Source organism: Leclercia sp. LSNIH1, from assembly GCF_002902985.1.
Taxonomy (GTDB): domain Bacteria; phylum Pseudomonadota; class Gammaproteobacteria; order Enterobacterales; family Enterobacteriaceae; genus Enterobacter.
Map to the genome: position 1 here is coordinate 58,152 of NZ_CP026171.1, position 25,227 is coordinate 83,378.

The following is a 25,227-nucleotide window of genomic DNA, read 5'->3' on the forward strand; positions in this document are numbered from 1 at the left end:
GTCTTCCTGTAGCGGGTCAGCGTCCGGCCAATTGGGTCGTGGCCTTGAGTGGGGTGACTTGTTGCTCGTTCGTCAGCCAACTCGCGCCAGCCGCGACTACCATCTCGCCGCGCTTCAGGCCGCCCACAACGCGAACGTTGTCGCCGCCTGGCTCGCTCTGGAATTGCACTTCCCGGCGGTGCACCTTCTTTCCGGTCACGTCATATACAAACACTGCGGCTTGTCCTGCTTTCTCACTGAGCACCAGTGCCGAATAGGGAAGCATCAGACGATCTGGTGAGGCATCCTTCGCTTCCGGTGCCTTCAGCAATACTTGAACGGCAGACCCGGGTCGAAGACTGCGCGCAAGAGTAGCATCTTGAGGAACGAGCACGACAGGTAAAAGTGAGCCATTTTCAGCACGCAAGCCGATGCGTTGTACCGAAGCACGAACGGGACTTGCTGACTCGCTCAGGCGCAGTTCGGCGACCTGCCCAATTTTGATATTTGCCGCCTGGGTCGTCGATGCAGTCGCAAGGACTTCTACGCCGCTGCGTAGTCCATCCACTTGAAGCACCGGCGCTCCGGCTGCAATATCTGTGAACGGCAGAGCGAGTTTCTCCGCGACGACGCCGTCGAATGGCGCATGAATGGCGGCCCCCCTTCGCGCACGCTCGGCAAGGCCGAATGCGGCCTTTGCATTGCGCACCTGGCCTTCAGCTGCAACCAACTGTGCTTTCACACTCTCGAATGCAGCCGGGGAGATTACGTTGCCCTCAAGCAGCCCCCTTTGCTGCGTTGTCTGCACGATTCTGTCTGCCAATGCGGCTTCCGCAGCAGCGAGTGTCGCCCGAGCCTGTTCTAGGCGGAGTTGCTCGGGCTGAACATCCAACTCAGCCAGAAGCTGTCCGCGAGAGAAGCGATCTCCCACGTCCACATGAAGCTTGCTGATACGCCCGCCAGTCTCGAACCCCAAGGTACTCCGCTCACTGGAGCGAGCTAGACCACTCAATTCAATGCGATTGGCCACAGAACCTACATCCCCCACCGTGAGCAGCTTGACCGCTCGCGGTGGATCGGAAGCAGGCTCCTTCTGACTATCACAGCCGGCAAGCGATGCGAGCAGAACAAACGCGAGGCCGACTTTCTGCATTTGCCAGGACTGGGATTTAAAGGGAGTGCAAGACACGGGAAGGCCTTTCATCAGCGTTTATCAATAGGGGTGAGTTCCAGTTCGCCGCGGGCGAGCGCCTGGAGGGTGTGCATGAGTCGAGAAAGGTCTTCGGCAGCAAACGTCGGAAAACCCATCATTTCGGCGAGGAAGACTCCGTCCAAGGCAAATAGAACGATTCCGGCGATATCGGTGCCGCGTGGAGATTTGCTCGCGTTCTCGTACTGCCTGCGGTACCAGCCGCGCACAGGCTCAAGCAGCGTGGGGTCTTCAGCCACGGCCGCCAGCAATGCAGCGCTCATCTTTTGCATCCCGCCGTCAGGCATAGCCGAGACCTGGCTGGATAGCCAAGGGTCTGGATCGCCGACGAATGGCAGCTCTCGCTCTTCCTGCCCGCCATCAAACGCCGAGACCTGGTCATCAATCATCGTGAGGAGCAGATCGCGCTTGGTCTTGAAGTGGTACAGGAACGCACCTTTGCTCATTCCTGCCCGTGCAACGACCGCGTCAAGCGTTAGGTGCCCGGCACCTCCCTCCATGACTACGTCACGCGCAGCTTGAAGGATGCGCTCCCGTGTTTGTTGCGCTTTCTTAGAGATGGAGGGGGCTTCAGCGCCGTTGTCCGCCGAATGCGACTCCTCTGGGCTTGATTTCATACGAGTTGCCATGGTGAAACTCCAAAGATGCTTGATTTTTGAATCGTCTGGACGGTATAGTACACGCCATGAACTATGCCCGTCAAGACGGCCTCCTCAATTCACAACCTAGTGGCTCAACATGTCCGATCCCTACGCCCGCCGCGGCCTTACTGCTGTTGCATTCCTATCGATCACGCTTCTCGCCGCGTGCAGCCACTCGCCTCACAGGGTGGAGACATCACGCGTTGAGGTTCCGGCCAAATTCATGAACGAAGCGGGTCTGGCTGTGCAGCAGGTGCCAGCACAAGCACTCCCGGCCGAGTGGTGGACGGCGTACGGTGATCCGCTGATTGACGCGCTGGTGCGCAACGCGCTGGAGCACAACACCGATCTCGCTATTGCAAGAGCGCGGATTGATGAAGCTGTGGCGATCACCCGACGTACACGCGCTTCAATGTTCCCTAGCTTGGCGCTCACGCCCCAAGCAACGCGCGCGCGACTTTTCTTTGGCACCGACCATCAGCAGCGATGCCAGGCTTCCGCTGTCGGCTTCATGGGAAGTTGATCTAGCGGGCCGCCTCTCGCATGCCGCTGATGGCGCACGGATGGACGCAGTTGCTGTCGAACAGAACTGGTTCGCGACACGTTGGCAGATCGCCTTTGAGACAGTGTCCGCTGCACTGCAGCAGCGGCAGGCGGCAGAGCTGGAAGATCTGGCAAAAGAGCGACTTCAAGTCGCCGAGCGCCTTGAGCGTCTGACAGAGCAGAAGTTCAAGGCAGGTCAAGCTACGGGCTTTGACATTGAACGCACGCGTTCCGAGGTCATCGCCCTCCGGGTGGAGCAAGAGCAGTTGCGACGCGTACGCGGCGAAGCAACGCATGCCTTGGATGTGCTCGTTGGCCGGATTCCGGGGGCGCTTGGCAGCGGTCCTGCGCTTGCCTCTCTCACCATGCCCGATTGGACTCCCAGAAGCGTGCCAGGCGAATTGCTGCAGCAGCGCCCCGACGTCAGAGCCGCGCAGGCGCGTCTTGCAGCGGCGACGGCGCGATGGAACGCAGCAGAAGGCGAGCGGCTCCCCAAACTTGTGCTCGATTTGAGTGGTGGGCGCCAACGCTTCGAGAACAACGGAACACGTGTGGCAGGGAACATTTTCTCTCTGGGCTTGGGTGTGACGCTTCCGATCTTTGACGGTGGAGCAATACAAGCGGGAATCGACGAGGGCTCAGCACGCAGTCGCGGCGCACAGGCTGACCTGGAACGCACGGTTTTGCTTGCGCTTCAGGATGTGGAGAACGCTTATCTGGGCTGGCAGACCCAGCGGACTTCTCTGCAGCATCAGGTCGATGGTCTTGTCGTCGCTGATCGACTCCTTGACCGCAGTCGACGCCTCTTTGAGGCGGGACAGGTGGATGCGACCGTTGTTGCAGAAGCGGAGCGTGGCACCTTGTCCCAGCGAGCGGCTCTGGTCCGTGCTCGCGCCGACGCAGCCGTGCAATGGGGTGTTCTCGCTAAAGCGCTTTCTGGTTCGCCAGAGCATGTGAATCTGCAATCTTCACCCTGAGTCCTTGAGTTGGAAGAACGCAGCATGGCAGCGAGTTTTAAATACTGAATAGATCGACGATTAGTAGGGGACGCATGGAAATTCGACATCTACGTTGTTTTATGGCGCTCGCCGAGGAACTTCACTTCGCTCGCGCCGCTGCGAAACTGCATATTGAGCAGTCCCCACTGTCTCGCACGATCAAAGAACTCGAAGAGGAGTTAGGAGCACAGCTCTTTATTCGGAACACGAGAAGCACGCGTTTGACACGAGCTGGGTTGATGCTCATGGAGCACGCACCTCGGGTGTTCGCATCCTTGCAACAGGCGCGGGACTGCGTGAAGGCAGCAAAAAATGGCTTTCATGGACAACTCCGCGTCGCCTTGTCAGACGGCGCAACACTACTGTGCTTACCAGCCCTATTGGCGTTGTGTCGCGAGGAGGAGCCCGAGGTTGAGATTCGCTTTTTTGAGGTGCCACTATCCCAACAAATCAAAGGATTGCACGACGACCTGTATGACGTCGGCTTTGCACAGTCCGACGACGTAGGTGATGGAATCGTCGCACTTCCCGCGTGGACTGACACGCTTATGGTGGCGCTGCCAGCTCGGCATCCGTTGCTGGCTCTTAAGCGAATTCCATTGGATGAACTGCTGCGCTACCCGCTAGTGCTATCTGATCCTCAAGTGTGCGAGGGCCACGCCAAGCACATTGAGCGAGTACTTAGCCGGGCTGAAATGCAGCCTCTAGTTGCCGAGCGGGTTACCACTTTCGACCTGATGATGGCGTTGGTATCTGCCGGTTTTGCACTCGGACTTACAGGGGCTGCACACATTGCAGCCTCCCGAGAGCCAGGAGTCGTGGCGAGGCCGCTTTCGACACGCGTACCACCTTTGACGACCTATCTACTCAGACTTGAAGGCGATCCGTTTGACGAGCTTGCGCGCTTCATTCAGCGAGTACAGGCCATCGAATTGCCAGAGTTTCTCAGGTCAACAAAAAGCCGAAATCCCGATCTTCCGGAGGAATTGATGCCATGAGACTCGCCATCACGCTCGTCGCTGCAATGCTAGTCGCATGCGGTCAATCTGATAAACCGCACAAAGCCACTAGTGCAGAAAAGAAAACCCCGACAGTAGAAGAGCTGGTGGCAGACCCGGAACAGCTCAAGAAGTTGCGCCAGCAATGCAAGACGGATCGGCCTACTTTGGGCGAACTGCTTTGCAACCGGGTAGCGGAGGCAACACGTAAGCGGTTCTACGGTGACGGAAAAACGCCATACACACCGCCCAAAGAATCCCCCAAATTCTGAAATTCAGCAATTCAGCAATTCAGCAATTCAGCAATTCAGCAATTCAGCAATTCAGCAATTCGCTAGTCTGCCTGAATCTTCTGTTCGGCACGCTGATATTCGCCGGCGCTTACGGAGTCACTCCCTGGCTAGACACAGCGCGAATTCATTCTTTCTTATCGACCTTTCTGCCCCAAACGGTCTTTGACCGGCACTAAGCCAGCACCGATCCTGACGCCTGCGGCACATTTCTAAGCCGCGTTTCCCAAGGGAATCAGCGTAGGAGAGATTGGAGGCGGGGCTATGCAAGGTACGAATGTGCTGTTCGGTCAGATAGCCGTGGTATTCGGCATCGTGATCGCGGGTGTGTGGGGCGCCACACAATGGACGGCAGCAGCCCTTGGCTATCAGGTACGCCTTGGCTCCCCCTGGTTTGATTTCCTCGGCACACCGATCTACCTCCCGTGGAAGCTGTTTGAGTGGTGGTTCTTCTTCGATGCCTACGCGCCACGCGTTTTCGACACGGGCGGTGCCATAGCGGGTGGCAGTGGCTTGCTGGCGGTGGTGGTCGCAGTCTGCATGTCGATCTGGCGCTCTCGTCAATCACGCCTAGTCACGACCTATGGCTCGGCACGCTGGGCAAGTACGGAGGACATTCGCAAAGCCGGCCTTACGCAGCCGATCGGCGTGTTCCTCGGTCAGCACGATGGCAAGTACCTTCGGCATGAAGGCCCGGAACACATCCTCACTTTCGCGCCCACGCGCTCAGGCAAAGGCGTCGGCCTTGTGGTGCCGACGCTGCTTTCTTGGCCTGCATCCGCCGTAGTCCACGACATCAAGGGCGAGAATTGGCAGATCACCGCAGGTTGGCGCTCACGCTACTCACACTGCCTGCTGTTCAATCCGACCGATGCGAAGTCGGCGGCCTACAACCCGCTGCTAGAAGTTCGGCGCGGCGCACATGAAGTGCGTGACGTACAGAACATAGCCGACATTCTGGTCGATCCAGAAGGCGCGCTTGAGAAGCGCAACCATTGGGAGAAGACTTCGCACGCGCTGCTGGTCGGGGCCATCCTGCATGTGCTCTACGCGGGCGAGGACAAGACGCTGCGCGGCGTCGCCAATTTCCTCTCCGATCCGGCCAGCCCCTTCGAGCTGACCTTGCACCGGATGATGACCACACAGCACCTCGTGAACGTGGAAGGTGGTGGCCCGCATCCAGTCGTCGCTTCGGCGGCGCGCGAAGTGCTCAACAAGTCGGACAACGAGCGTTCCGGCGTGTTGAGCACCGCCATGTCGTTCCTGGGCCTCTACCGCGACCCCACGGTGGCCGAAGTCACCTCGCGCTGCGACTGGCGTATCGCCGACCTGATCGCGTCCGAGCATCCGGTGTCGCTTTATCTGGTAGTGCCACCTTCGGATATTTCGCGGACGAAACCGCTCATTCGCCTGATCCTCAACCAGATCGGCCGACGGCTCACCGAATCGCTCGACGGCAGCGACGGCATCGAACGCCGCCACAAGCTGCTGCTGATGCTCGATGAGTTCCCGGCGCTGGGCCGCCTGGACTTCTTCGAGACGGCGCTTGCCTTCATGGCGGGCTACGGAATCCGCAGTTTTCTTATCGCCCAATCGCTCAACCAGATCGACAAAGCCTACGGCCAGAACCATTCGATTCTGGATAACTGCCATGTCCGCGTGACGTTCGCCACCAACGATGAACGCACTGCGAAACGGATCTCCGAAACGCTTGGCACCGCTACCGAACTGCGCGCGCAGCGCAACTATGCCGGGCACAGATTGGCACCGTGGCTGGGGCACCTCATGGTGTCGCGGCAGGAGACGGCCCGCCCGCTACTGACGCCCGGTGAAGTGATGCAGCTTCCGACTGAGGAAGCTGTGGTGATGGTGTCCAGCGTGGCACCGATCAAGGCCAAGAAGCTGCGCTACTACGCCGACGCGAATTTCAAGAACCGCGTTTTACCGCCGCCTGTGCTCGCGGCCGGGCAATACGCGGACGCGCCACCGGCCCGGCCCGACGACTGGAGCGGCCTATCGATCCCAGCCGTGTCAACGGTCCGGGCTGCGGGCCTGTCCGGCGATGGCACAGGCACCGCCGATGACGGCGGCCCACGCCGACAGCCGGAGCTATCCGAAGTCAGCGAATACAGCCCCGAACCGCTGCTCGCCGGCCATGACCTGACTCTGCTCGATGACGACGACGACCTGCCGCTGCCGCTTCCCGGCCAGCTCGACCCGGCCATGCAGCGCACGGCCCGGCTGGCTTCCCTCGACCCCAACGACGGAATCGACTTATGAGCCAATACCGCCTCAATCTGTTCATTCAGCCCGAGCACGCCAAGCGTCTCGAAGAACTGGCCGCCAAGAAAGGCGTGTCCAAGTCGTCCATTGTCGCGGCGGCGCTCGCGTCGTGGCTATCGCCCGATGCTGGCGACCAGCGCGAGGCGGCCATCGCCAAGCGGCTCGATCGCCTGTCGCGGCAGGCCGAGCGCATGGAGCGCGACCAGAACATCCAGATCGAAACACTGGCGCTGTTCATCCGCTACTTCCTGACCGTCAGCACCCCGATTCCCGAAGCCCATCAGGACGCAGCTCGCGCCCAAGGCAAAGCGCGTTTCGAGCAATTCGTGGAGCGGCTCGGCCGCCACCTGCTGCGTGGCCGCAGCCTGGTGCGCGACGTTGTGGAAGAACTGCACCCAGACCCGGCGCGAATGGATGACGCGGAGGCACTGGCTGAAGCGCAGGAGCGTGCCTCATGAGCGCCATTCCGCAAACCCCGCCCGAACTCTCATCCGCCGCAACCTCTCTGGATCGCCGTATCCAGATGCTGCGCACGGCAATGGGGCCAGTCATCGCCGCTGCGCTGGCCGACCCCGACGTGGTGGAAATCATGCTCAACCCCGACCGCACCCTATGGGTGGATCGGTTGTCATCGGGCCGCATGCCGCTGGGCGTGGAGCTGTCCCAAGACGATGGCGAACGCATCATCCGGCTGGTGGCTGCGCACGTCGGCGCAGAGGTGCATCGCGGGCGGCCGCTGCTGACCGCCGAGCTGCCCGAAACCGGCGAGCGGTTCGAGGGCATCTTGCCGCCCGCAGCGCCCGGCCCAGCCTTCGCGCTGCGCAAGCGCGCCGTGAGCATCATCGGGCTGGATCGCTATGTGGCCGACGGCATCTTGACCACAGGCCAGGCCGAGTTCCTGCGCCGCGCCGTGCGTGAGCGCCAGAACATCCTGATCGCCGGGGCGACGAGCAGCGGCAAAACCACACTCGCCAATGCCTTGCTTGCGGAGATCGCCGCCACGGGCGACCGCGTGCTTGTGCTCGAAGACACCATCGAGCTGCAATGCGCAGCCCGCGACCATGTGCCGCTGCGCACCCGCGCTGGCGTCGTGTCTATGACCGAGCTGGTGCGGGCCACGATGCGCCTGCGCCCCGACCGCGTGATCGTCGGCGAGGTACGCGGCGGCGAAGCCCTGGACTTGGTTAAGGTGTGGGGCACCGGCCACCCCGGCGGCATCGCCACCATCCACGCCGGTTCCGCGCTGGGCGCGCTGCTGCGCCTCGAACAGTTGATTCTTGAAGTGGCGGTGAACCCACCGCGTGCGCTGATCGCCGAGGCGGTCAACGTCGTGATCCACATCGCCGGGCGTGGCCGCAAGCGCCGCGTCGAAAGCATCGCCCGTGTCGTCGGTTTCGACGGCACCGGCTATCGCCTGGCGGACGCGCTGGAAACACCGTTTCCCGAGCTGATGCCGGTTCCTCTCGCAGCCGATGCCGCTGCGCCTTCCTCGTCCCTTGACCTACCTGGAGAACTGCCATGACGCAGATGCACGTTCACGCTTTCCGTAATTCCGTAAATCCGGTTTCAACCATCGCACGCCTGCGGCGGCTGGCCGGCCCCGCGCACCACGGCCTGCTGCTGGCCGCAGTCATGCTGATGACGGCGGGCACGGCGAAGGCATCCGGCTCCTCGATGCCGTGGGAAGGCCCGCTGCAATCCATTCTGGAGTCGATTCAGGGGCCGGTGGCACGCATCGTCGCGGTCATCATCATCATCGCCACGGGCCTCGCGCTCGCCTTCGGCGACACGTCGGGCGGCTTTCGCAAGCTGATCCAGATCGTGTTCGGTTTGAGCATCGCGTTCGCCGCGTCCTCGTTCTTCCTGTCGTTCTTCAGCTTCTCCGGCGGGGCTGTCGTATGAGTGGCCCGGATAGCTTCGCGGCCGGCTTCGAGGTGCCGCTACATCGCTCGCTGACCGAGCCGCTCTTGATGGGCGGCGCACCGCGCACGGTGGCGATTGCCAACGGCACGCTAGCCGCTGCCGTCGGGCTGGGCCTGCAACTCTGGATTCCTGGCGTAGTGCTCTGGATCGTCGGTCACTCGCTGGCCGTGTGGGGCGCGAGGGTCGATCCGCAGTTCATGCAGGTCTTCGCCCGGCACATCAAGCACAAGCCGCTGCTGGACGTGTAGGAGACGCCGCCATGCTTAACCTTGCCGAATACCGCCAGCGGCCCGCCTTGCTGGCCGACTGGCTTCCCTGGGCTGGGCTGATCGCGCCGGGCGTGGTGCTGAACAAGGATGGCTCGTTTCAGCGCACGGCGCGCTTTCGCGGGCCTGATCTGGACAGCGCCACGCAGGGCGAATTGATCGCCACGACGGCACGGCTAAACAACGCGTTGCGCCGGCTGGGTTCGGGCTGGGCGCTGTTCGTGGAAGCCGAGCGCCAGTCGGCCGCGGACTATCCGCATTCCGACTTTCCCGAACCGCTGTCCTGGCTGGTGGACGAAGAACGCCGCGCTGCCTTTGAGGAATCGGGGAACCACTACGAAAGCAGCTATCACCTGACGCTAGCCTATCTGCCGCCGGAGGAATCCCGCGCTCGTGCAGCCAAGCTGCTCTACGAGCACGCGCCGGGCGATGGTGTGGACTGGCGCGGTCGGCTTGACGCCTTCCTGGCAGAAACGGATCGGGTTTTCGACCTGCTCGATGGCGTGATGCCAGAAATCGTCTGGTTGGACGATGCCGCGACGCTGACTTATCTTCACGCCACGGTGTCCACGCGGCGCTACCGGCTGGCCGTGCCCGAGGTGCCTTTCCACCTCGACGCACTGCTGGCCGATTCCGCCCTAGTCGGCGGCCTTGCGCCCATGCTGGGTGACCAGCATCTGCGCGTGGTGTCGGTGCGGGGCTTTCCGACCTCGACCTGGCCGGGCCTGCTGGACGACCTCAATCGCCTGGGCTTTGCCTATCGCTGGAGTACCCGGTTTCTCTGCCTCGATAAAGCCGAGGCGGAAAAGGAGCTGGGCCGCCTGCGTCGCCAGTGGTTTGCGAAACGGAAGAATGTCATTGCGCTACTGCGCGAAACCATCTTCCAGCAGGAATCGCCGCTGGTGGACACGGATGCCAGCAACAAGGCGGCCGACGCGGATGCCGCCTTGCAAGAGCTTGGCAGCGATCAAGTCGCCTTCGGCTACCTCACCGCCACGGTGACGGTGTTCGATGACGACCCTGCCGTAGCCGACGAAAAGCTGCGCATGGTGGAACGTGTCATCCAAGGACGTGGCTTCGTCACCATCCCCGAAACCTTAAATGCAGTCGATGCGTGGCTGTCGTCCATACCAGGCAATGCCTATGCCAACGTGCGCCAGCCCATCGTCTCGACGCTGAATCTGGCGCACATGATGCCGGTGTCCGCCGTGTGGGCTGGGCCGGAGAAAAACGCCCATCTCGACGGCCCGCCGCTGATCGTCACGCGCACGGATGGCGCGACGCCGTTCCGGCTGGTGACGCACATCGGCGACGTGGGGCATACGCTGGTCGCGGGGCCGACGGGCATGGGAAAATCTGTCCTGCTGGCGATGCTCGCCTTGCAGTTCCGCCGCTATGGCGGCTCGCGCATCTTCGCCTTCGACATGGGGCGATCCATGCGGGCGACGGTGCTGGGCCTGGGCGGCGAACACTACGACCTCGGCGCGGACGGCGCCATTGCCTTTCAGCCCTTGGCCCGTATCGACAGCGAAGGCTATCGCACCTGGGCCGCCGAGTGGATCGAAGGCCGCCTGCTGCATGAAGGCGTGACCGTCGGCCCCGACGAGAAAGCCGCCATTTGGTCGGCGCTCGGCAGCCTCGCTGGTGCGCCGGTGGAGCAGCGCACGATGACCGGGCTTTCGGTGCTGCTGCAATCGAACGCGCTGCGGCAGGCATTGTCGCCGTATGTGCTGGGCGGCGCGCACGGCAAGCTACTGGATGCCGACCGCGACCGGCTCGGCAGCGGCGACGTGCAGGGCTTTGAGATGGAAGAGCTAATGCACAGCCCCGCCGCCGTGCAAGCGGTGCTGCGCTACTTGTTCGCCCGCTTCGATGCACGTTTCGACGGTGCTCCCACGCTGCTGATTCTCGATGAAGCCTGGCTATTCCTTGATGAACCGTCCTTCGCGGCACGCATCCGGCAATGGTTGAAAACTCTGCGCAAGAAAAACGTGTCGGTGATCTTCGCCACGCAGTCGCTTGCCGACATCAAGGATTCGACCATCGCGCCCGCGATCATCGAAAGCTGCGCGAGCCGGATTTTCTTGCCCAACCCGCAGGCGACCGAGCCGCAGATTCGCACGGTCTACGAGGGCTTTGGCCTCAACAGTCGGCAAATCGAAATCGTCGCCACCGCGCAGCCCAAGCGCGACTACTACTACCAATCGCGCCTGGGCAATCGTCTGTTCGACCTCGACCTGGGGCCAGCCGCGCTCGCCTTCTCGGGCGCATCCACACCGCAAGACCAACGCGACATTGACCGAGTGCTGACGCAGGCCGGCGCTCCCGGCTTCGCCGGTGCGTGGCTACGCCATCGCGGCCTCGATTGGGCCGCCGACCTGCTGCCGTCCTCGCCGTCGGCGGCTTCTTTCCTCGCTACTCAACCCCTGGAGATTTCGCCATGAAGACCCGTGTACTTTCCGTTTCGCTCGCCGCCGCGCTGGCCGGCTCGCTGATGCTCGCTCAGCCAGCGGCGGCGCTCACTTTCGTTGATCCCGTCAACTTGGTGCAGAACACGCTGACTGCCATCCGCACGCTGGAGCAGATCAACAACCAGATCAACCAGCTCCAGAACGAAGCGCAGATGTTGATGAACCAGGCGCGCAACCTGGCGAATCTCGACTTCAACATCGTCAACCGGCTGCGCTCGACGCTCGCCACGACTGAACGCCTGATTGCCGAGGCGCAAGGGCTGGCCTACGACGTGCAGAGCATGGATGCCACGTTCTCGCGCCTGTACCCGGAGCAGTACGCCGCCACCATCAGCGGCGACCGCATGGCACAGGACGCACGCGAACGCTGGAAGAACACGCTCGACGGCCTGCACACCGCGATGCGGATGCAGGCGCAGGTGTCGCAGAACCTGACGCAAGACGAAAGCGCGCTGGCCGACCTCGTGAGCCAAAGCCAATCGGCCACGGGTGCGCTGCAAGCGATGCAGGCAACGAACCAGCTTCTCGCCTTGCAGGCCAAGCAGTCCATCCAGGCCCAGCAGCTCCAGATCACACAAGACAGGGCGGCCTCGCTGGAGCTGGCGCGGCAGGCAGCGGCCACCGAGCGCGCCCGCGAAGTGCGGCGGCGCTTCCTGGGCACCGGCACGCCGTACACACCGCAGTCCGTCAACTTCTACAACAACTGACGGGAGGCGGCCATGCGATGCGTTCCTGTCCTGCTGGCCGTGCTGCTGACCGCATGCGGCCAGCAGCCGGCTGAAGACCTGACCGCCACCTTGGCCGCCGATCCCGTGCGGCTCAAGGCGCTGCGCGCCCAATGCGCAGCCGACCGGCAAACCGCAGGCGAAGACACCTGTCGCGCCGCTGCCGAAGCCTTCCGGCGGCGCTTCTTCACCGGCCAGACTGGGCCGGACGAATACCGGACGCTGGCAGAACTGCCGCCGATTCCGGCGAGTTTCGACACGCCAACCGACGACGCGCCGGAAGGTGATGCGTCGCTCGCCGCTGCGGAGGACACGCCATGAACGACGTAACGATCATCGACAGATTCCTCGATACCTTCTCGCGCTACATCGACTCCGGTTTCGGTCTGCTGCAAGGCGAAGTCGCGTTCCTGACGGCCACTCTCATTGTCATCGACATGACCATTGCCGGTCTGTATTGGGCCATGAGCCATGCGACCGGCCAGGGCGAGGACGTGATCGCCAAGCTGCTGCGCAAGGTGCTTTACGTCGGTGCCTTCGCCTACATCATCGGTAACTTCAATTGGCTGTCGAGCATCGTGTTCCGCTCGTTCGCCGGGCTAGGCATCACCGCCACTGGCTCGGCCATAACGATGGAGAACTTCTTGCAGCCGGGTCGGCTTGCCAAGACCGGCATCGACGCCGCTGCGCCGATCCTCGACCAGATCGGTGACATGGCCGGCTTCCCCGAAGTGTTCGTGAACCTCGACCCCATCGTGGTGCTGTTCATCGCTTGGCTGGTGGTGATCCTCTGTTTCTTCGTGCTCGCGGTTCAGCTTTTCATCACGTTGATCGAGTTCAAGCTGACCACGCTTGCCGGCTTCGTCTTGATCCCGTTTGCGCTCTGGAACAAAACCTCGTTCCTCGCGGAAAAGGTGCTCGGCAATGTGGTTTCGTCAGGCATCAAGGTCTTGGTGCTGGCGGTAATCGTCGGCATCGGCTCGGGCCTGTTCGCGGAGTTCCAGGTTCATCCCGACGAGCCTTCCATCGACCATGCGCTTGTCGTGATGCTGGCTTCGCTTGCCTTGCTGGCGCTGGGCATCTTCGGCCCCGGCATCGCCACGGGCCTTGTGTCCGGTGCGCCGCAGCTCGGCGCGGGTGCGATGGCGGGCGCTGCCGTCGGCGCGGTAGGCACGGGTGTTGCCATCGGTGCCGCCGCGACCGGCGTGGGCGGTGCCGTCATGGCGGGCGCACGCATGGCCCCGGCCGCCGCAAAGCTGGCCGGGAGCGGCGCACGCGCCGCCACGTCGGCGGCCAGCAGCGCCAAGTCCGCATTCCAGGCCGGTTCCGCCGCTGCGGGCGGCGGGGCTAAAGGCGCGGCTGCGGGCCTCGGCAATGTCGCCAAGACCGGCGCGCAAGCGGCAGGCCGCCGAGCTGCATCGGGCGCTTCCGCTGCCGGTCAGAAGGTGGCCGACTCCTTCCGGGCAGGATGGAACGGTGCGGATGTCGGCGCTGCCGGTTCCGGCCAGGCCGCCGCAGGCGAAGGCGCAGCCAGCGCGCCGAAGCAAGAGCAACCCGCCTGGGCAAAGCGGATGCACCGCCGCCAGCAGATCACCCATGCCGCAACCACCGCAGCCCACACGCTGCGCAGTGGCGACGGCGGCGGCTCAGGGCAAGGCCCAAGCCTGCGCCCCGATGCGTGACCCGATACCTGACCACCAAGGAGAACCCTATGCGATTCAAACGCCCGCAGGTGCGCTATGCCGACACGCCGCAGCCTGCCACCCCGTACCAATCCGCCGCGCAGGTGTGGGACGAGCGCATCGGCTCGGCCCGCGTCCAGGCCAAGAACTGGCGTTTTATGGCCTTCGGCTGCCTCACGCTTGCGCTGCTGATGGCCGGTGGCCTGGTGTGGCGCTCGGCGCAGTCCATCGTCACCCCTTACGTCATCGAGGTCGATCAGTCGGGGCAGGTGCGCGCCGTCGGCGAAGCCGCCACGCCGTACCGGCCCGCCGATGCGCAGATCGCGCACCACCTGGCGCGCTTCGTGACGCTGGTGCGCTCGCTGTCTATCGATCCCATCGTGGTGCGGCAAAACTGGCTGGACGCCTACGACTACACCACCGACAAAGGCGCGGCGGTGCTCAACGACTACGCCAGCAAGAACGATCCTTTCGCCCGTGTTGGCCGCGAGTCGGTGACGGTGCAGATCACCAGCGTGGTACGCGCCAGCGATGCCTCGTTCAACGTCCGTTGGACGGAGCAACGGTTCATCAACGGTGCCCCCGCCGGGACCGAGCGATGGAACGCGGTGCTTTCCACCGTCCTGCAAACCCCGCGCACCGAACAGCGCCTGCGCAAGAACCCGCTGGGTATCTACGTCAACGGCCTGTCGTGGAGCCGCGAACTGGATTCTTCTGAAGGAGCCAAGCCATGAACCTGTCTTTCCGCTTATACGCTTTCGCGCTGACCGTGGTGGCCCTGTCGGGCTGCGCTTCGCAGGGCAAGCCGCCTCCGTCCATTTCGCTCGATGAGCCGGTGCAGGCACAGCCGCTGCCGGAGCCGCCTGCTCCAGTGGAAGTCGTCGCCATGCCCGAGCCGCTGGCGCTGCCAGCGCAGTTGAAGCCGCTGCACGAGTTGGACGCGGCCCCGGCTAAGCCGGAGCCGGCCGATGAGAAGGTGCGCGTTTCCCGTGCCAATGCCGAGGCGCGCATCGCGCCCACGCGCGAGGGCTACGTCAATGCGATTCAGGTGTGGCCCTTCACCGATGGTGCGCTCTACCAAGTCTATGCCGCGCCGGGACGCGTGACCGTGGTTTCCTTGCAGCCGGGCGAGGAACTAGTGACGGTCGCAGCCGGCGATACCGTGCGCTGGATCGTCGGTGACACGTCCAGCGGCAGCGGCGACGCGATGCGCATCAATGTGCTGGTCAAGCCCATCCGCTCAGGCCTCAAGACGAATTTGGTCATCACCACCAGTCGCAGAACATACCTGCTGGAACTGACCTCGACGGAAAAGGCATGGATGGCGTCGGTGTCCTGGGACTACCCAAAAGACCGGATGTTGGCCTTGCAGCGCCAGTCGCAGGCGGCTAGCGCCGCCGCACCGGTCGATACCGGACTGTCGCTGGAGAAGATCCTCTTCCGATATTCCGTCTCAGGCAGCAATCCGCCGTGGAAGCCGCTGCGCGCCTTCGACGATGGCGAGAAGGTCTATATCCAGTTCCCGCCGGGAATCGCCCAAGGCGAGCTGCCACCGCTGTTCGTCATCGGCGCGCAGGGCGACGGACAACTGGTGAATTACCGTTTTCGCTCGCCTTACTACATCGTGGATCGGCTGTTCGGCGCGGCCGAACTGCGCCTGGGCGGCGACAAGGGTGACGTGGTGCGTATCGAACGCACGGATGGCTTGGCGCGGAGGAACTGACCATGAGCCAGGACGACACTCCCGACCTCGCCACGCCGCATGCGGGCAAGGTGGCACCCGAGGCAGTTGCGCTGCGCGCCCAACCGCGCCCGGTCACGCGCCTGAACCGGCGCACGCTGGCCATCCTCGTCGGCGGTCTCTCGGTCGCTGTGCTCGGCGCGCTGATGTGGTCGCTGCAACCGCAGCGGCGCGGTGCAGGCGAGCAGACCGAGCTTTACAACGTCGATCGCGTCTCGAAGTCCGAAGGGTTGGACGCGCTGCCGGCGGACTACTCGAAGCTGCCGCCCCCCTTGGCGGCATCCGTGCCGGAGTTGGGGCCGCCGCTGCCAGGCGATCTTGGCCCGGCCATTGTGAAGTCGCAGCAGCCGGTGACGGCCGCCTACGCGGCCCCCGGCAACGACCCCAACGACGCGTTGCGCAAGGAAGCCGAAGCAGCAGCGGCATCGGCGGTGTTCTTCCGCTCTGGTTCGCAGAAGGCCGCGCCGGTGGCGCAGACACAGGTAGCCGCTGCGCCGGGCTTCACCGCCAATGCGGCCTTCGACCCGCTGGCGGCCGGGCCTGCGTCGACGGCGGCCCAGCCCGCCGACCCGACCGCCGTGCAGAACCGGCAAGACCAGAAAGAGGCATTCCAGAAAGCCGGAACCACGGAAGCCCGTGATTCCGGCAACCTGACGCTGCCGGCGTCGCCGTATCAGGTCATGGCCGGAACGGTGGTCGCCGGGGCGCTGGTGACGGGCATCAAGTCGGACTTGCCGGGCGATGTGATCGCCACAGTGACGGAGCCGGTCTATGACACGGCTACCGGCAAGTTCCTGCTGATCCCGCAGGGGTCACGCATCCTGGGCAAATACAACAGCCAGGTCAGCTACGGGCAGAGCCGCGTGCAAGTGGTGTGGAACCGGATCATCCTGCCCGACACGTCTTCGCTCAAGCTCGACAACTTGGCCGGCACCGATCCGGCCGGCTACGCCGGCTTGGAAGATGATGTGGATTGGCATTGGGATCGCGTCTTTGCCGGTGCGGCACTGACGACGCTACTGGGCATCGGTGCCGAACTGGCTGCGCCGGAGAACCGGCAGGACGGTGATCGCGTCATCATCGCCGGCCGCGATAGCGCCCAGGACAGCATCAATCAGGTCGGTCAGGAGATGACCCGGCGCAACCTCAACATCCAGCCCACCTTGACGGAGCGCCCCGGCTTGCCGGTTCGCATCATCGTCAACCGCGATCTGGTGCTGCGGCCGTACCAGCCACTTTTCTTCAACAGGGGGACTTCGCGATGACGACGCGCAAGCTACGGCTCGGGCCGCTGCCGAAAACGGAATCCACGAAGCTGACTTTTGCTTGCCCGGCCAGCCTGAAAGCCGACCTCGACCGCTACGCTACGCTGCACGCGCAGACCTACGGCGAGGCGGTCGATGCCACGGTGCTAATTCCGCACATGCTAGAAGCCTTCATGGTCGGAGATCGGGGATTCAGGAAGGGAGGCGCGGGCAAGGCCGCGCCGCCGAAGCCAAGCTGATGATGCCGGTTTCCGCTGGCGGCCATCCCTCAAACGCGCAGCCCAAGGCTGCGCGTTCTTCATTCTGGAGGACGGCGACCGATTGGGCTATGAAGACCAAACGCGGCTACCGCCTGCAGGCAACCGCCCCCGATGCAGCACGCTCGGGCTTTCTACCGCGAAGCTCCTATGTGGCTCCCAGCCCACAACGCCACAGCCCCGCAAGGCGGCCCGAAGTAGAGCCAAACCCGCACCCCATATAGACTTCCGGCCATCAGGCTGATTTCAACAATCGCTTGACTGCGGACATTTTTTATTGCTGCGCTGCGCTCCAGGCGTCCAGTTCTTCCTTCGTTTCGAACGACACAACTACTACAGCATCATGATCAGGGCGTTGCGGCTGTCGCACCATCTGAAAAGGCGGCTCAAAGGTCATATAGTAAATAGGCTGTTCCCGGCGTGCCACCCACTCAGCTTGTTTCCGTTCTGCCAGTTCACAGGCCTCATCATACGTGTCAGCCTGAGCCAGCCATGTCGGCCTATCCCACGCCCCGCCGTTCAGACAGTACACGTGAAATTTCTCGTTATGGGTGACGCAGTAAGGATGATCCCACCAGGCATCGAGCTGGGCCTTGCTGCGCTTCTCGTTAGGCGTAATGTCGAAATTCTTCGGAAGTGTAGGGTTGTTCGGGATCTGGTTAGGCATCATGCGCCTCCTGTTCATACACGCCACGGGGAAGCGCCCGCATGTCATCAGTAATGACAAAAAGCGATTCTGAAATCGTGTTGCCTGTTGGGCGCCCGTCCCCGCAAATTACCACGGCATCATTGCCTGGGTAGCGAGCCGACTCAATGACGGCGAATTCTATGCCATCTGCACGGCGAAACCAGTACAGGCTTTCACCTTCCGGTGATGTTTCAATAGTCTTGCGGAAAAACGTTCCTTCCAGTGTTTCGGGGATGTAAGGCATAAACACTCCTTGTGTACGAAAAAGACCACAAGTTGTTACCCCTGCGGCCTGATCGGGCGAATGCTGCCATTAAGACGGTTAATCGCCCTTGTAAGGTGAGGCAACAAAATGGATTCTAACGCTGTAGCTAACATTCCAGTAGGAATAATTATCCCCGCGAACGCGGATCTAAAACTGATCATCTTTGACTTTCCCAGCATCCGTCCGCTGGGCCAGCAGCAGCAAACACGGGTTCAGCAAGGCGATACACTGTACCGGGTACTGTAAACCCCTGTCCTGCCTATGTCGGTCAGCAGGACTGGAGGCGTGAAGTTCACGTGCTGTGGCCATATACAGACTGGTCTTCCCATGACTCACTGTCATGTTCAAGGGGGCCGGTGATCCATTGTGCGGTGCGTGAAGCTCGGGAGCGAAAAGCCCATGTTTCGTCAGGGCCGATAGTGACGTTTTCCTCCGTCAATGAGGCGTTTTCTGGCATTACAGGTAACTTGCGGGTATCACGATCACCGCTTCCCAGCCAGTGTTCTACTTGCGCCTGGGTCTGAAACAAAAAAGCATGCATATGGCAGGCTGTACCGTCATTGATACCGTACATCCGAAGTCCATCATCAAACTCAGCTATAAAAATATTGTGTGACATACATTAACCTCATGGAATTCGCTTTTTCAGGGGCGAATCCTGGTGCCTTAATTAAAGGGTAAAAAGGTAAACGCTCACCAATGGTACAATATAAAAAACCAATAACGTCATCCACGAACCTTTTTTGAGGCCGTAGATGATTTTAAACGTAGTATCTCTAAACTCGTACAAAATGGAGCATCAAAATAATGAAAATAAACATGGGTAGTCTGAAAAGCGCTGCACCGCTCTTTGTTCTTATTGGCTTGATGATCGCGTTTTCGGCCTATGTGAAATCATGGGCATTGTTATACACGTTGCTGGCGTCATCAGTCATGCTCACAGTCATGATATCGTTGCCATTTCTTGTCTCGCCTTTACAGCATTCAAAATTCATAGTCCTGCGAATTTTACGTTTACTGGTTATTACGCTCTGGGCGGTTGGCCTTGTCGGCGTACTCTTTTCAGTTGTGGAACGCCTTGTATGGGTTAATGCTGACAGCTATCCGTCATGGCTGGCGAAGGAACTGGATTCCCCGACCATCACGGATGGTGAAACTTTTATTAAAGCTACAGAGTCTTTTGAGAAGACCTGCGGTAAAAATAAAGGTTCTCTCAGCGTTGTCGCAAGGCATAACGGCATGTTTATGCGCTGCGATGATAGCGTCTCTTTCGACACCTGGTGGAAGGGGGTTTACCAACTTAAAACACCTGAGACTCGATGATGCATTTCTTTAGTGCAGCAACAGAATGGCCGTATTGTGGTTAAGACATTTTCGACGATATCAGCTACTCCACTGTGGCGGGAAAAGATTCCCCTCTCAGCCACCGGGTACGCAATCTTAGTGGCTCCACTATACCGGGTACAGTTTCCACTTCAGCCTCATCGTGCTATCAGGGCCGTTCACCCTTCACGAACCACTTTATCGGGTATATCTTCCTTCCCGTGACATCACGCCATCCGGGGCGGAGGCAGTAACGGGCTCCACTATACCGGGTAAAACTTGCCAACCAGTGCCGCCACATTTCCGGTGCCTGGTTCGCAAGGGGCCTTATCCACTATACCGGGTATGGATCACATTTTCGTGGCTCCACTGTACCGGGTATAGTTCACATTTTGGTTGAAAAACACACAGAATCGTCAGGGTAAGGCTGAAGAGAAAGGGCTGCATCGGAGTTTTAGGGCTGACATTACCCGGTGTAGTGGAGATCCACTGTACCGGGTAAAAACAGAGCGGAAAGGAGAAGAATATCCACTATTCCGGGTAATGCAGCCACCCACGCGGCAGGCAGCTGCATTATCCGGCATCTATCATGGCTTCATGTTTCTTTTCAGAATATTCAGTACATAATCGCCGTTTTCTTTGTCTATGGAGTATTCCAGAAAACCGATCTCTTTAAGCTGGCCCAGCGCCTTTTTAACTGTGGCATTCTGGTTGCCAAGATGTGAGGACAGTTGCAGGCGTTCACGCAGCCGGTCAAATCCGATACGGTAAAAGGTGCTCGGTAACTCAGCCAGATACAGATACAGGGCCTGTGCGGACTCCTTACGGGCCAGTTTCTGCAACGTCTTCAGGTAGAGTCGGGTTTTACCGTCGACGCGATACAGCGTATTGAGCTTCGAATTTGGCTTGATGACGATTTTCCCGGTGGAACTGTCGTAGTACGTGGATTCCACGAGGTGCATGTTTATCGTTATCTGATCGTCTGTACCGGGTATTTTCTTAATGAACGAGATACTGGTTCGGGCAATACGCGTCAATGAAGCATCAAAACGCTCTTTCAATTGCCTATCAATGCGCTTAGTGTCAAAACCGCAGAACTTAGCAAACTCCGGGAAATTCAGCTCCAGCTGACCTTCCGAGTCGAGCGGACGGTTAGACAATGCATAAACGATCCCACACCATGATTTGAAGTCAGAGTCCATGTCGAGGCGCGGGCCATAAATTTGGATCTGGCTGTAGCCTTCACCCTCGACAATGGATAGTCTCGAAAGGGGTTCGGTGGCATCGATGCGGTGACTCTTCCGGCCACCCTTATCCGTGGATTTCAGTGTTGGCACAAACACACCCAGACGGAGTAAAACTTTCGGCTGAATGGTCTGTCTTAGCGTGGGAAGCAGTTGGATAACTTCCCCGGAATCTTTTAGGGACTCTTCAATGACAAGAGATAACTTGTTGTTATTACTAGACATATAGAAAGATCCGTTTTGTGCATAAGATCTACATCCTACCCGGTATAGTGTATCGAATCCACCCGGTATAGTGGATTATGCACCCTGTATAGTGGATGGATTACCCGACATAGTGTATTTCGCCCCCTGTACAGTGGATGGCGATCCGCTGAGAGCCCCGATATTACTGGCCTGCGAGGATCGTTATTCCTTTTTGATCTGCTATTGATCCTATATTGATCTTTATTATTATTCTATCCTGTTGATAACTATGCACAGAGACGTCATGAAGCATTACGATCGAAATGTGAGTAAATTCCGATCCGTTCTAAGAACCGCACTAGCACACTTCTTCCCTTGTAGAAAAAGTTACTTTTTTGACGCAAGCGGCTACAGAGTTATGAGGAGAGAGAGCGGAGAAAATGCAGGAAATGGCGTCACGAAAAAAAGCCGCCAGAGTGACTGACGGCTTTTTATGGTTACTTCAGCTCATCAATTTGGATCATAAACTCAGCGGCTCCGGTCTTGCCGTTCTCTGATGGATAAACCGGCATGAGAAGATTATCACCCATACCCATGTCGATATTAACATTTACAGACTCCCCAGGAGCTGCCTCCGCTCCATTAAACACTATCCCGAAGTTGGCATCCTTACGTACTGAGAGGGTCGCGTTCTGTAAGCCTTTGGCTATTTCACCGTTAGTCTTGCGGAGCATGTTTGTAGACAGATAGGCAAGTGGCACGTTATCAGAGGTTTTGAGCGCCGACTTTACTGCAAGGGTTCGAAGGTTATGCAGCTGTACCAAGTTATTCGGGAGATAACTGAACTTCTGTGTGTAAGTTTTTGTGTTGGACTGGCTGTCCGACACTGTCACACTGAGAGCATAGTTTTCAGAGGGCTCGAAATTCGGGAATATGCGCGGATATTCCGGCGAGTATATGTCTTTACCAGCAGGTGACCAACTGAGTTCAACATTGTCTGATGTCGGTCCGCCAGTTAGCTGGAGACGAGTAATGCGAGGTGTGGTCAGGTTATCGCTCAGTGCAATGCGCAGATTTTCCAGACCATAGACGACGGTGTCATCCTTTACCGGCTTCCCTTCGAAGGTAATAGCAACCGTTGGGGGTGTGGCATCGAGAGCTATCACGCCATAGGTTTTGTTTGTCTGGTTACCGAAACGATCCTGAATATTCACTTCAACGTTGTATTGCCCTTCAGACTGCCGGGAAAGGTCATACTCAATCGTGTAGTTACCCGCGTTTCTGGACTTTTCGACTCCCACAGGCGTCATGCGCTGTTTGGAGTTCTTATCGGTAAGATAGAATCCGAGGAGTCTGAATCCGTCGAACCAATCATTATCTCTGTTGAGATGAGCTTCAACAGTCAGTATCTTAGATGTCGGGCTGTAGGTGATCTCACCAATTTCTGGGACGATTTGATTGTTCCAGCGTGTCATAACCCACTGCTCGGAACGAAGAATAGGGTTCGCGACACTGCGTACATAATAAAGTGTACGGTTATAACCCTGAGTCCCTACCGCCATATCAAAATTCTCAGGAGCTTCGCAACTTGTCTGGCCAACCGGAATGCGGCAGGTTAGGCGTCCCCCAACTTCCTGCTCAAACGGTCTGGCTTCTACATTAAATCTTGCCCGGACGATTTTAATCGGCAATCTGGAAGACAGAACTGTCTCGAAGTCCTTCGACTTATACCAGGTGCCATTGCTATCCTGAAAATCCTCCCAGGTGCCAGTAAAAGCAGGCGTCTTGTTTGCGTTCGGGTTGAGCGTCATCGTGTAGGTCGGGAAGTATCCTGCCCACTGTCCAAAGTTGGCCATACGAGCCATATCCCCATTGAAGGCACCAAATGGCAGCGTCATTTCGACATAGCTGTAGGTGGCATCAGAAGCGATTTCTTTTGCAGCCGAATAAAGGTTAATAAATTCCAGTCCACCCTCTGCATATGCCCGGTAGTTAGATCTCGGGATTTTATACACCAGCCTGATAGGGTTTTCGTTAACCACCATACCGGCTTTATAGGCCGGGTAGTTTTTCACGCCGGGAACGACGCTGGTTGCATCATTTGGATCATGAACAGCGAAAAGGGATATCTCACCAATTGTATTATCAAACCGAAATTTTTGGGTCGGTAACGTGCGGATATTCCCGGCGGTGTCGTAAATTTTGGCTTTTGCCTGAAATTCTTCGTCAAGGTTGCTATCAGGGATGCCCGGTTGCTTCACACTTGCGAAGGTGTAGGGCAGGTACATCGTCTTGTCACCGACGTTGTATTTCATTGGCGTTGAGCTGAAAAGGGTTCCATTAGCGCGATAGATTTCAAATATGCCTTTATCTATTCCAACCGCATCAGCGATGCCCGTTGATAAAAAGCTGTATTGCGCCACAGCTTCAAGACCTAATTTAAATACCGCTCCAGTTCCAGTGCCCAGTGATGTGGTTGCTGTAAGGGCATTTGCAGCCGGAGGTGTGGTGTCTATTGTCCAGTTGTAGTTATACGTAGCTACCACTGACTGATTCAGATCCAAAATGTTGACCTGGACGATCAGTTTTCCTTCCCCGAGAGCGGGTAAAGTTACTTTCTTCCCGTAAAATTCACTGCCGTCGGCTGCTTTTAGCCGATCAGCCACACCGGTACGGGTAGTGGTGGTATTGTACAACTGCGCCCCGGTTTCCCGGGTCACTTTAACGTTTACAAAGCGATCCAATCCAGAAATAAGCGTCAGCGTTACGGTAGAAGCCGGATTGAGTAGCATCCGGGTTGAAGGCGCGTGTACTTCAATGCCATTGGTATCTGTAAAGCTGGATTCATAAATCTGAGCTGTTACCGGAACTGAGACGCCGAGCAAAACCATAGCCAAAGTTATAGTCTGATATTTCATTCAGTATTCCCCTATTGTTTTGTCGTTATTTTAAACGATTCACCTCCGGCACTTTTTCGTTAAGCAGAGTATTTCTGGGCCGTTAATCAGCGGATATTGTCACTTTCGCTGGCCTGGCAAAAGGCGCACAAACGGGCGTTGTTTTACTGAATAATTACACCTCTTATCACCCGGGTGATGAAAACGTTTCGGGTAAAATTTCCTGGCCAACCAGGAGAACATAAATGAAATTTTACAGAGGTCCGTTGATCGCCGCCGTCTATGCGGCACTGCTGTTCCCACTTTGCGGCCAGGCTCAGCTGTACAACTATTCGTACACCGACACACGTGGTACGAAAGTGAATGCTGAACCCTCCAGAGCGTATCTCAACCCAGGTAGCGCAATTACGCTGAACTTGATATCTGGTCTCGACCGCTACGAGCGCGTTACCGTGACACGATCATCAGATAATGTGCAGATGTTCCAGAGTGTCACCGGCCTGGTGACAGTGGCCGACAGGATCACTGCCGCTGATGGTAGTGAGTACTACGGCAAATCCATGGCACTGCCGGTACTGGGCGAGGGGACTTTTGCCCTTAAATCCGAAACCCTCGACAATAAGTCGAATGTCGTGGCCACAACCAGCTACTCCTTCAGCATTGATACCCGCGTATCTTCCCCGCAACAGATGATGCAGATTCCTACGTGCTGACTGCCATAGCAATGGATGAAGCCGGAAACAGCACCACAAAGAGCAGCCGGTTCCGCTACGTACCGAACAACCTGATTGAATTTAATACCATCAAGACGCTGGCTGTGGGCATGGGGCTGAAGACATCAGATAACCAGCCACTGGCGTATCTGCGGACCAACAGCATCCGGAAGAAAGATGGTTCGCTGATCACAGGAGTGCAGACCGGCACGCTGACGGTCCGTAAAGATGCGGCCTTTGCGGTCAGTATGAATGGGGCGACTGTCATTCCCGGAGATTCGAAAGACATCACAATAGACTTCGGTCAAGGGGATGGCATCCTGATCCCGATCTTCCCGGCCACCAGCGGCAAAGTTGGCGAATCCCGCTTCATGATCGAGCTGCCGCAAATCCAATAAACACCACAGAACCGGCCCCGTCATACGGGGCCTTTTCATGGTGTCTTAACGTAGCCAGAAAGAAACGGAACAGGCTGATTTAGTCGAATGTCAGAGATTGCTGAGAAAACGTTTATCACGCATTTCGCTCCACTGGAGAGAATTTGCTATCGCGCTCCCCGGGTGCAGGGTCTCACGCCCGATCGCCATCAAATTCAAATGCAGCTCCAATTTTTGCGTCTTGGCGTCACCTGGTTACCAC

The 25,227-nt window shown here is 59.0% G+C and carries 28 protein-coding genes; 21 read left to right on the forward strand and 7 right to left on the reverse strand.

The features are described 5' to 3' along the window. Positions 1 to 16 precede the first annotated feature (16 nt). Positions 17 to 1,132 (reverse strand): efflux RND transporter periplasmic adaptor subunit, encoded by a 1,116-nt coding sequence (locus C2U54_RS25425; RefSeq protein ID WP_044256783.1) that lies wholly within the window; start codon positions 1,130 to 1,132, stop codon positions 17 to 19. Positions 1,133 to 1,182: 50 nt separating this feature from the next. Continuing rightward, positions 1,183 to 1,818, reverse strand: coding sequence for a TetR/AcrR family transcriptional regulator (locus C2U54_RS25430; protein WP_022652140.1), 636 nt, complete (start codon positions 1,816 to 1,818; stop codon positions 1,183 to 1,185). A 109-nt stretch (positions 1,819 to 1,927) separates the two neighbouring features. Here C2U54_RS25430 and C2U54_RS27895 point away from each other — a divergent pair, with 109 nt between their 5' ends. The 17 genes from C2U54_RS27895 (at position 1,928) to C2U54_RS25510 (ending at position 17,254) form a co-directional block, all read left to right on the forward strand. Next, positions 1,928 to 2,353: a hypothetical protein gene (locus C2U54_RS27895; protein ID WP_213191790.1), complete on the forward strand. Its 426-nt coding sequence runs from the start codon at positions 1,928 to 1,930 to the stop codon at positions 2,351 to 2,353. After that, positions 2,295 to 3,350, forward strand: coding sequence for a TolC family protein (locus tag C2U54_RS25435; protein WP_223852552.1), 1,056 nt, complete (start codon positions 2,295 to 2,297; stop codon positions 3,348 to 3,350). Before C2U54_RS27895 ends, C2U54_RS25435 begins: the two co-directional genes overlap by 59 nt. Positions 3,351 to 3,424: 74 nt before the next feature. Then, positions 3,425 to 4,369, forward strand: a complete 945-nt coding sequence (locus tag C2U54_RS25440) for a LysR family transcriptional regulator (protein ID WP_004883081.1) — start codon at positions 3,425 to 3,427, stop codon at positions 4,367 to 4,369. Then, entirely contained in the window at positions 4,366 to 4,641 is a 276-nt protein-coding gene (locus C2U54_RS25445) for an EexN family lipoprotein (RefSeq protein WP_004883082.1), read from the forward strand. The genes C2U54_RS25440 and C2U54_RS25445 overlap by 4 nt, the downstream gene beginning before the upstream one ends. Positions 4,642 to 4,923: 282 nt before the next feature. Then, positions 4,924 to 6,939, forward strand: a complete 2,016-nt coding sequence (locus C2U54_RS25450) for a conjugal transfer protein TraG (protein WP_004883083.1) — start codon at positions 4,924 to 4,926, stop codon at positions 6,937 to 6,939. Beyond that, on the forward strand, positions 6,936 to 7,400 hold the full coding sequence (locus C2U54_RS25455) for a ribbon-helix-helix protein, CopG family (protein ID WP_004883086.1): 465 nt from the start codon (positions 6,936 to 6,938) through the stop codon (positions 7,398 to 7,400). Before C2U54_RS25450 ends, C2U54_RS25455 begins: the two co-directional genes overlap by 4 nt. Beyond that, a complete protein-coding gene (gene trbB, locus C2U54_RS25460; RefSeq protein WP_004883088.1) occupies positions 7,397 to 8,464 on the forward strand; it encodes a P-type conjugative transfer ATPase TrbB in 1,068 nt (355 codons plus the stop codon). The genes C2U54_RS25455 and trbB overlap by 4 nt, the downstream gene beginning before the upstream one ends. Then, on the forward strand, positions 8,461 to 8,844 hold the full coding sequence (locus C2U54_RS25465; protein WP_004883090.1) for a TrbC/VirB2 family protein: 384 nt from the start codon (positions 8,461 to 8,463) through the stop codon (positions 8,842 to 8,844). The genes trbB and C2U54_RS25465 overlap by 4 nt, the downstream gene beginning before the upstream one ends. After that, positions 8,841 to 9,113 (forward strand): VirB3 family type IV secretion system protein, encoded by a 273-nt coding sequence (locus tag C2U54_RS25470; protein WP_004883097.1) that lies wholly within the window; start codon positions 8,841 to 8,843, stop codon positions 9,111 to 9,113. Before C2U54_RS25465 ends, C2U54_RS25470 begins: the two co-directional genes overlap by 4 nt. Positions 9,114 to 9,124: 11 nt before the next feature. Continuing rightward, positions 9,125 to 11,575 (forward strand): conjugal transfer protein TrbE, encoded by a 2,451-nt coding sequence (gene trbE, locus C2U54_RS25475; protein ID WP_004883099.1) that lies wholly within the window; start codon positions 9,125 to 9,127, stop codon positions 11,573 to 11,575. Beyond that, positions 11,572 to 12,309 carry a P-type conjugative transfer protein TrbJ gene (trbJ, locus tag C2U54_RS25480; RefSeq protein ID WP_004883101.1) on the forward strand — a complete coding sequence of 246 codons (738 nt, stop codon included), beginning with the start codon at positions 11,572 to 11,574 and terminating at the stop codon, positions 12,307 to 12,309. The genes trbE and trbJ overlap by 4 nt, the downstream gene beginning before the upstream one ends. A gap of 12 nt (positions 12,310 to 12,321) precedes the next feature. Next, on the forward strand, positions 12,322 to 12,648 hold the full coding sequence (locus tag C2U54_RS25485; protein ID WP_004883103.1) for a hypothetical protein: 327 nt from the start codon (positions 12,322 to 12,324) through the stop codon (positions 12,646 to 12,648). Then, positions 12,645 to 14,009, forward strand: a complete 1,365-nt coding sequence (gene trbL, locus C2U54_RS25490; RefSeq protein ID WP_004883106.1) for a P-type conjugative transfer protein TrbL — start codon at positions 12,645 to 12,647, stop codon at positions 14,007 to 14,009. Before C2U54_RS25485 ends, trbL begins: the two co-directional genes overlap by 4 nt. Positions 14,010 to 14,038: 29 nt before the next feature. After that, positions 14,039 to 14,743, forward strand: coding sequence for a conjugal transfer protein TrbF (trbF, locus tag C2U54_RS25495; protein ID WP_004883108.1), 705 nt, complete (start codon positions 14,039 to 14,041; stop codon positions 14,741 to 14,743). Further along, on the forward strand, positions 14,740 to 15,732 hold the full coding sequence (trbG, locus tag C2U54_RS25500) for a P-type conjugative transfer protein TrbG (protein ID WP_103181208.1): 993 nt from the start codon (positions 14,740 to 14,742) through the stop codon (positions 15,730 to 15,732). The genes trbF and trbG overlap by 4 nt, the downstream gene beginning before the upstream one ends. Before the next feature lie 2 nt (positions 15,733 to 15,734). Beyond that, positions 15,735 to 17,015 carry a TrbI/VirB10 family protein gene (locus C2U54_RS25505; protein WP_004883119.1) on the forward strand — a complete coding sequence of 427 codons (1,281 nt, stop codon included), beginning with the start codon at positions 15,735 to 15,737 and terminating at the stop codon, positions 17,013 to 17,015. Further along, positions 17,012 to 17,254 (forward strand): DUF2274 domain-containing protein, encoded by a 243-nt coding sequence (locus C2U54_RS25510; RefSeq protein WP_004883121.1) that lies wholly within the window; start codon positions 17,012 to 17,014, stop codon positions 17,252 to 17,254. Before C2U54_RS25505 ends, C2U54_RS25510 begins: the two co-directional genes overlap by 4 nt. Positions 17,255 to 17,546: 292 nt before the next feature. On the opposite strand, the gene C2U54_RS25515 is transcribed toward C2U54_RS25510, so the two are convergent. Both C2U54_RS25515 and C2U54_RS25520 read right to left on the reverse strand, forming a co-directional pair. Next, the gene (locus C2U54_RS25515; RefSeq protein ID WP_223203170.1) at positions 17,547 to 17,942 is read right to left on the reverse strand and encodes a DNA-binding protein; all 396 of its coding nucleotides are present in this window, start codon (positions 17,940 to 17,942) and stop codon (positions 17,547 to 17,549) included. Next, on the reverse strand, positions 17,932 to 18,204 hold the full coding sequence (locus tag C2U54_RS25520; protein WP_022652138.1) for a hypothetical protein: 273 nt from the start codon (positions 18,202 to 18,204) through the stop codon (positions 17,932 to 17,934). The genes C2U54_RS25515 and C2U54_RS25520 overlap by 11 nt, the downstream gene beginning before the upstream one ends. A gap of 108 nt (positions 18,205 to 18,312) precedes the next feature. Here C2U54_RS25520 and C2U54_RS27575 point away from each other — a divergent pair, with 108 nt between their 5' ends. Then, a complete protein-coding gene (locus C2U54_RS27575) occupies positions 18,313 to 18,471 on the forward strand; it encodes a hypothetical protein (protein WP_022652137.1) in 159 nt (52 codons plus the stop codon). A gap of 46 nt (positions 18,472 to 18,517) precedes the next feature. On the opposite strand, the gene C2U54_RS27580 is transcribed toward C2U54_RS27575, so the two are convergent. Beyond that, complete coding sequence (locus C2U54_RS27580; RefSeq protein ID WP_015063087.1) at positions 18,518 to 18,844, reverse strand: hypothetical protein; 327 nt, start codon at positions 18,842 to 18,844, stop codon at positions 18,518 to 18,520. A gap of 188 nt (positions 18,845 to 19,032) precedes the next feature. Here C2U54_RS27580 and C2U54_RS25525 point away from each other — a divergent pair, with 188 nt between their 5' ends. Further along, positions 19,033 to 19,548 (forward strand): hypothetical protein, encoded by a 516-nt coding sequence (locus C2U54_RS25525; protein ID WP_015063086.1) that lies wholly within the window; start codon positions 19,033 to 19,035, stop codon positions 19,546 to 19,548. A 587-nt stretch (positions 19,549 to 20,135) separates the two neighbouring features. Here C2U54_RS25525 and C2U54_RS25530 read toward each other — a convergent pair. Continuing rightward, the gene (locus C2U54_RS25530) at positions 20,136 to 21,017 is read right to left on the reverse strand and encodes a RepB family plasmid replication initiator protein (protein ID WP_015063085.1); all 882 of its coding nucleotides are present in this window, start codon (positions 21,015 to 21,017) and stop codon (positions 20,136 to 20,138) included. A 458-nt stretch (positions 21,018 to 21,475) separates the two neighbouring features. Then, a complete protein-coding gene (locus tag C2U54_RS25535) occupies positions 21,476 to 23,896 on the reverse strand; it encodes an Ig-like domain-containing protein (RefSeq protein ID WP_015063084.1) in 2,421 nt (806 codons plus the stop codon). 224 nt (positions 23,897 to 24,120) lie between these two features. Here C2U54_RS25535 and C2U54_RS27900 point away from each other — a divergent pair, with 224 nt between their 5' ends. Beyond that, the gene (locus C2U54_RS27900; protein WP_015063083.1) at positions 24,121 to 24,588 is read left to right on the forward strand and encodes a DUF4165 domain-containing protein; all 468 of its coding nucleotides are present in this window, start codon (positions 24,121 to 24,123) and stop codon (positions 24,586 to 24,588) included. Next, positions 24,582 to 24,986 carry an Ig-like domain-containing protein gene (locus C2U54_RS27905; RefSeq protein WP_071787996.1) on the forward strand — a complete coding sequence of 135 codons (405 nt, stop codon included), beginning with the start codon at positions 24,582 to 24,584 and terminating at the stop codon, positions 24,984 to 24,986. Before C2U54_RS27900 ends, C2U54_RS27905 begins: the two co-directional genes overlap by 7 nt. The last annotated feature ends 241 nt before the right edge of the window (positions 24,987 to 25,227 follow it).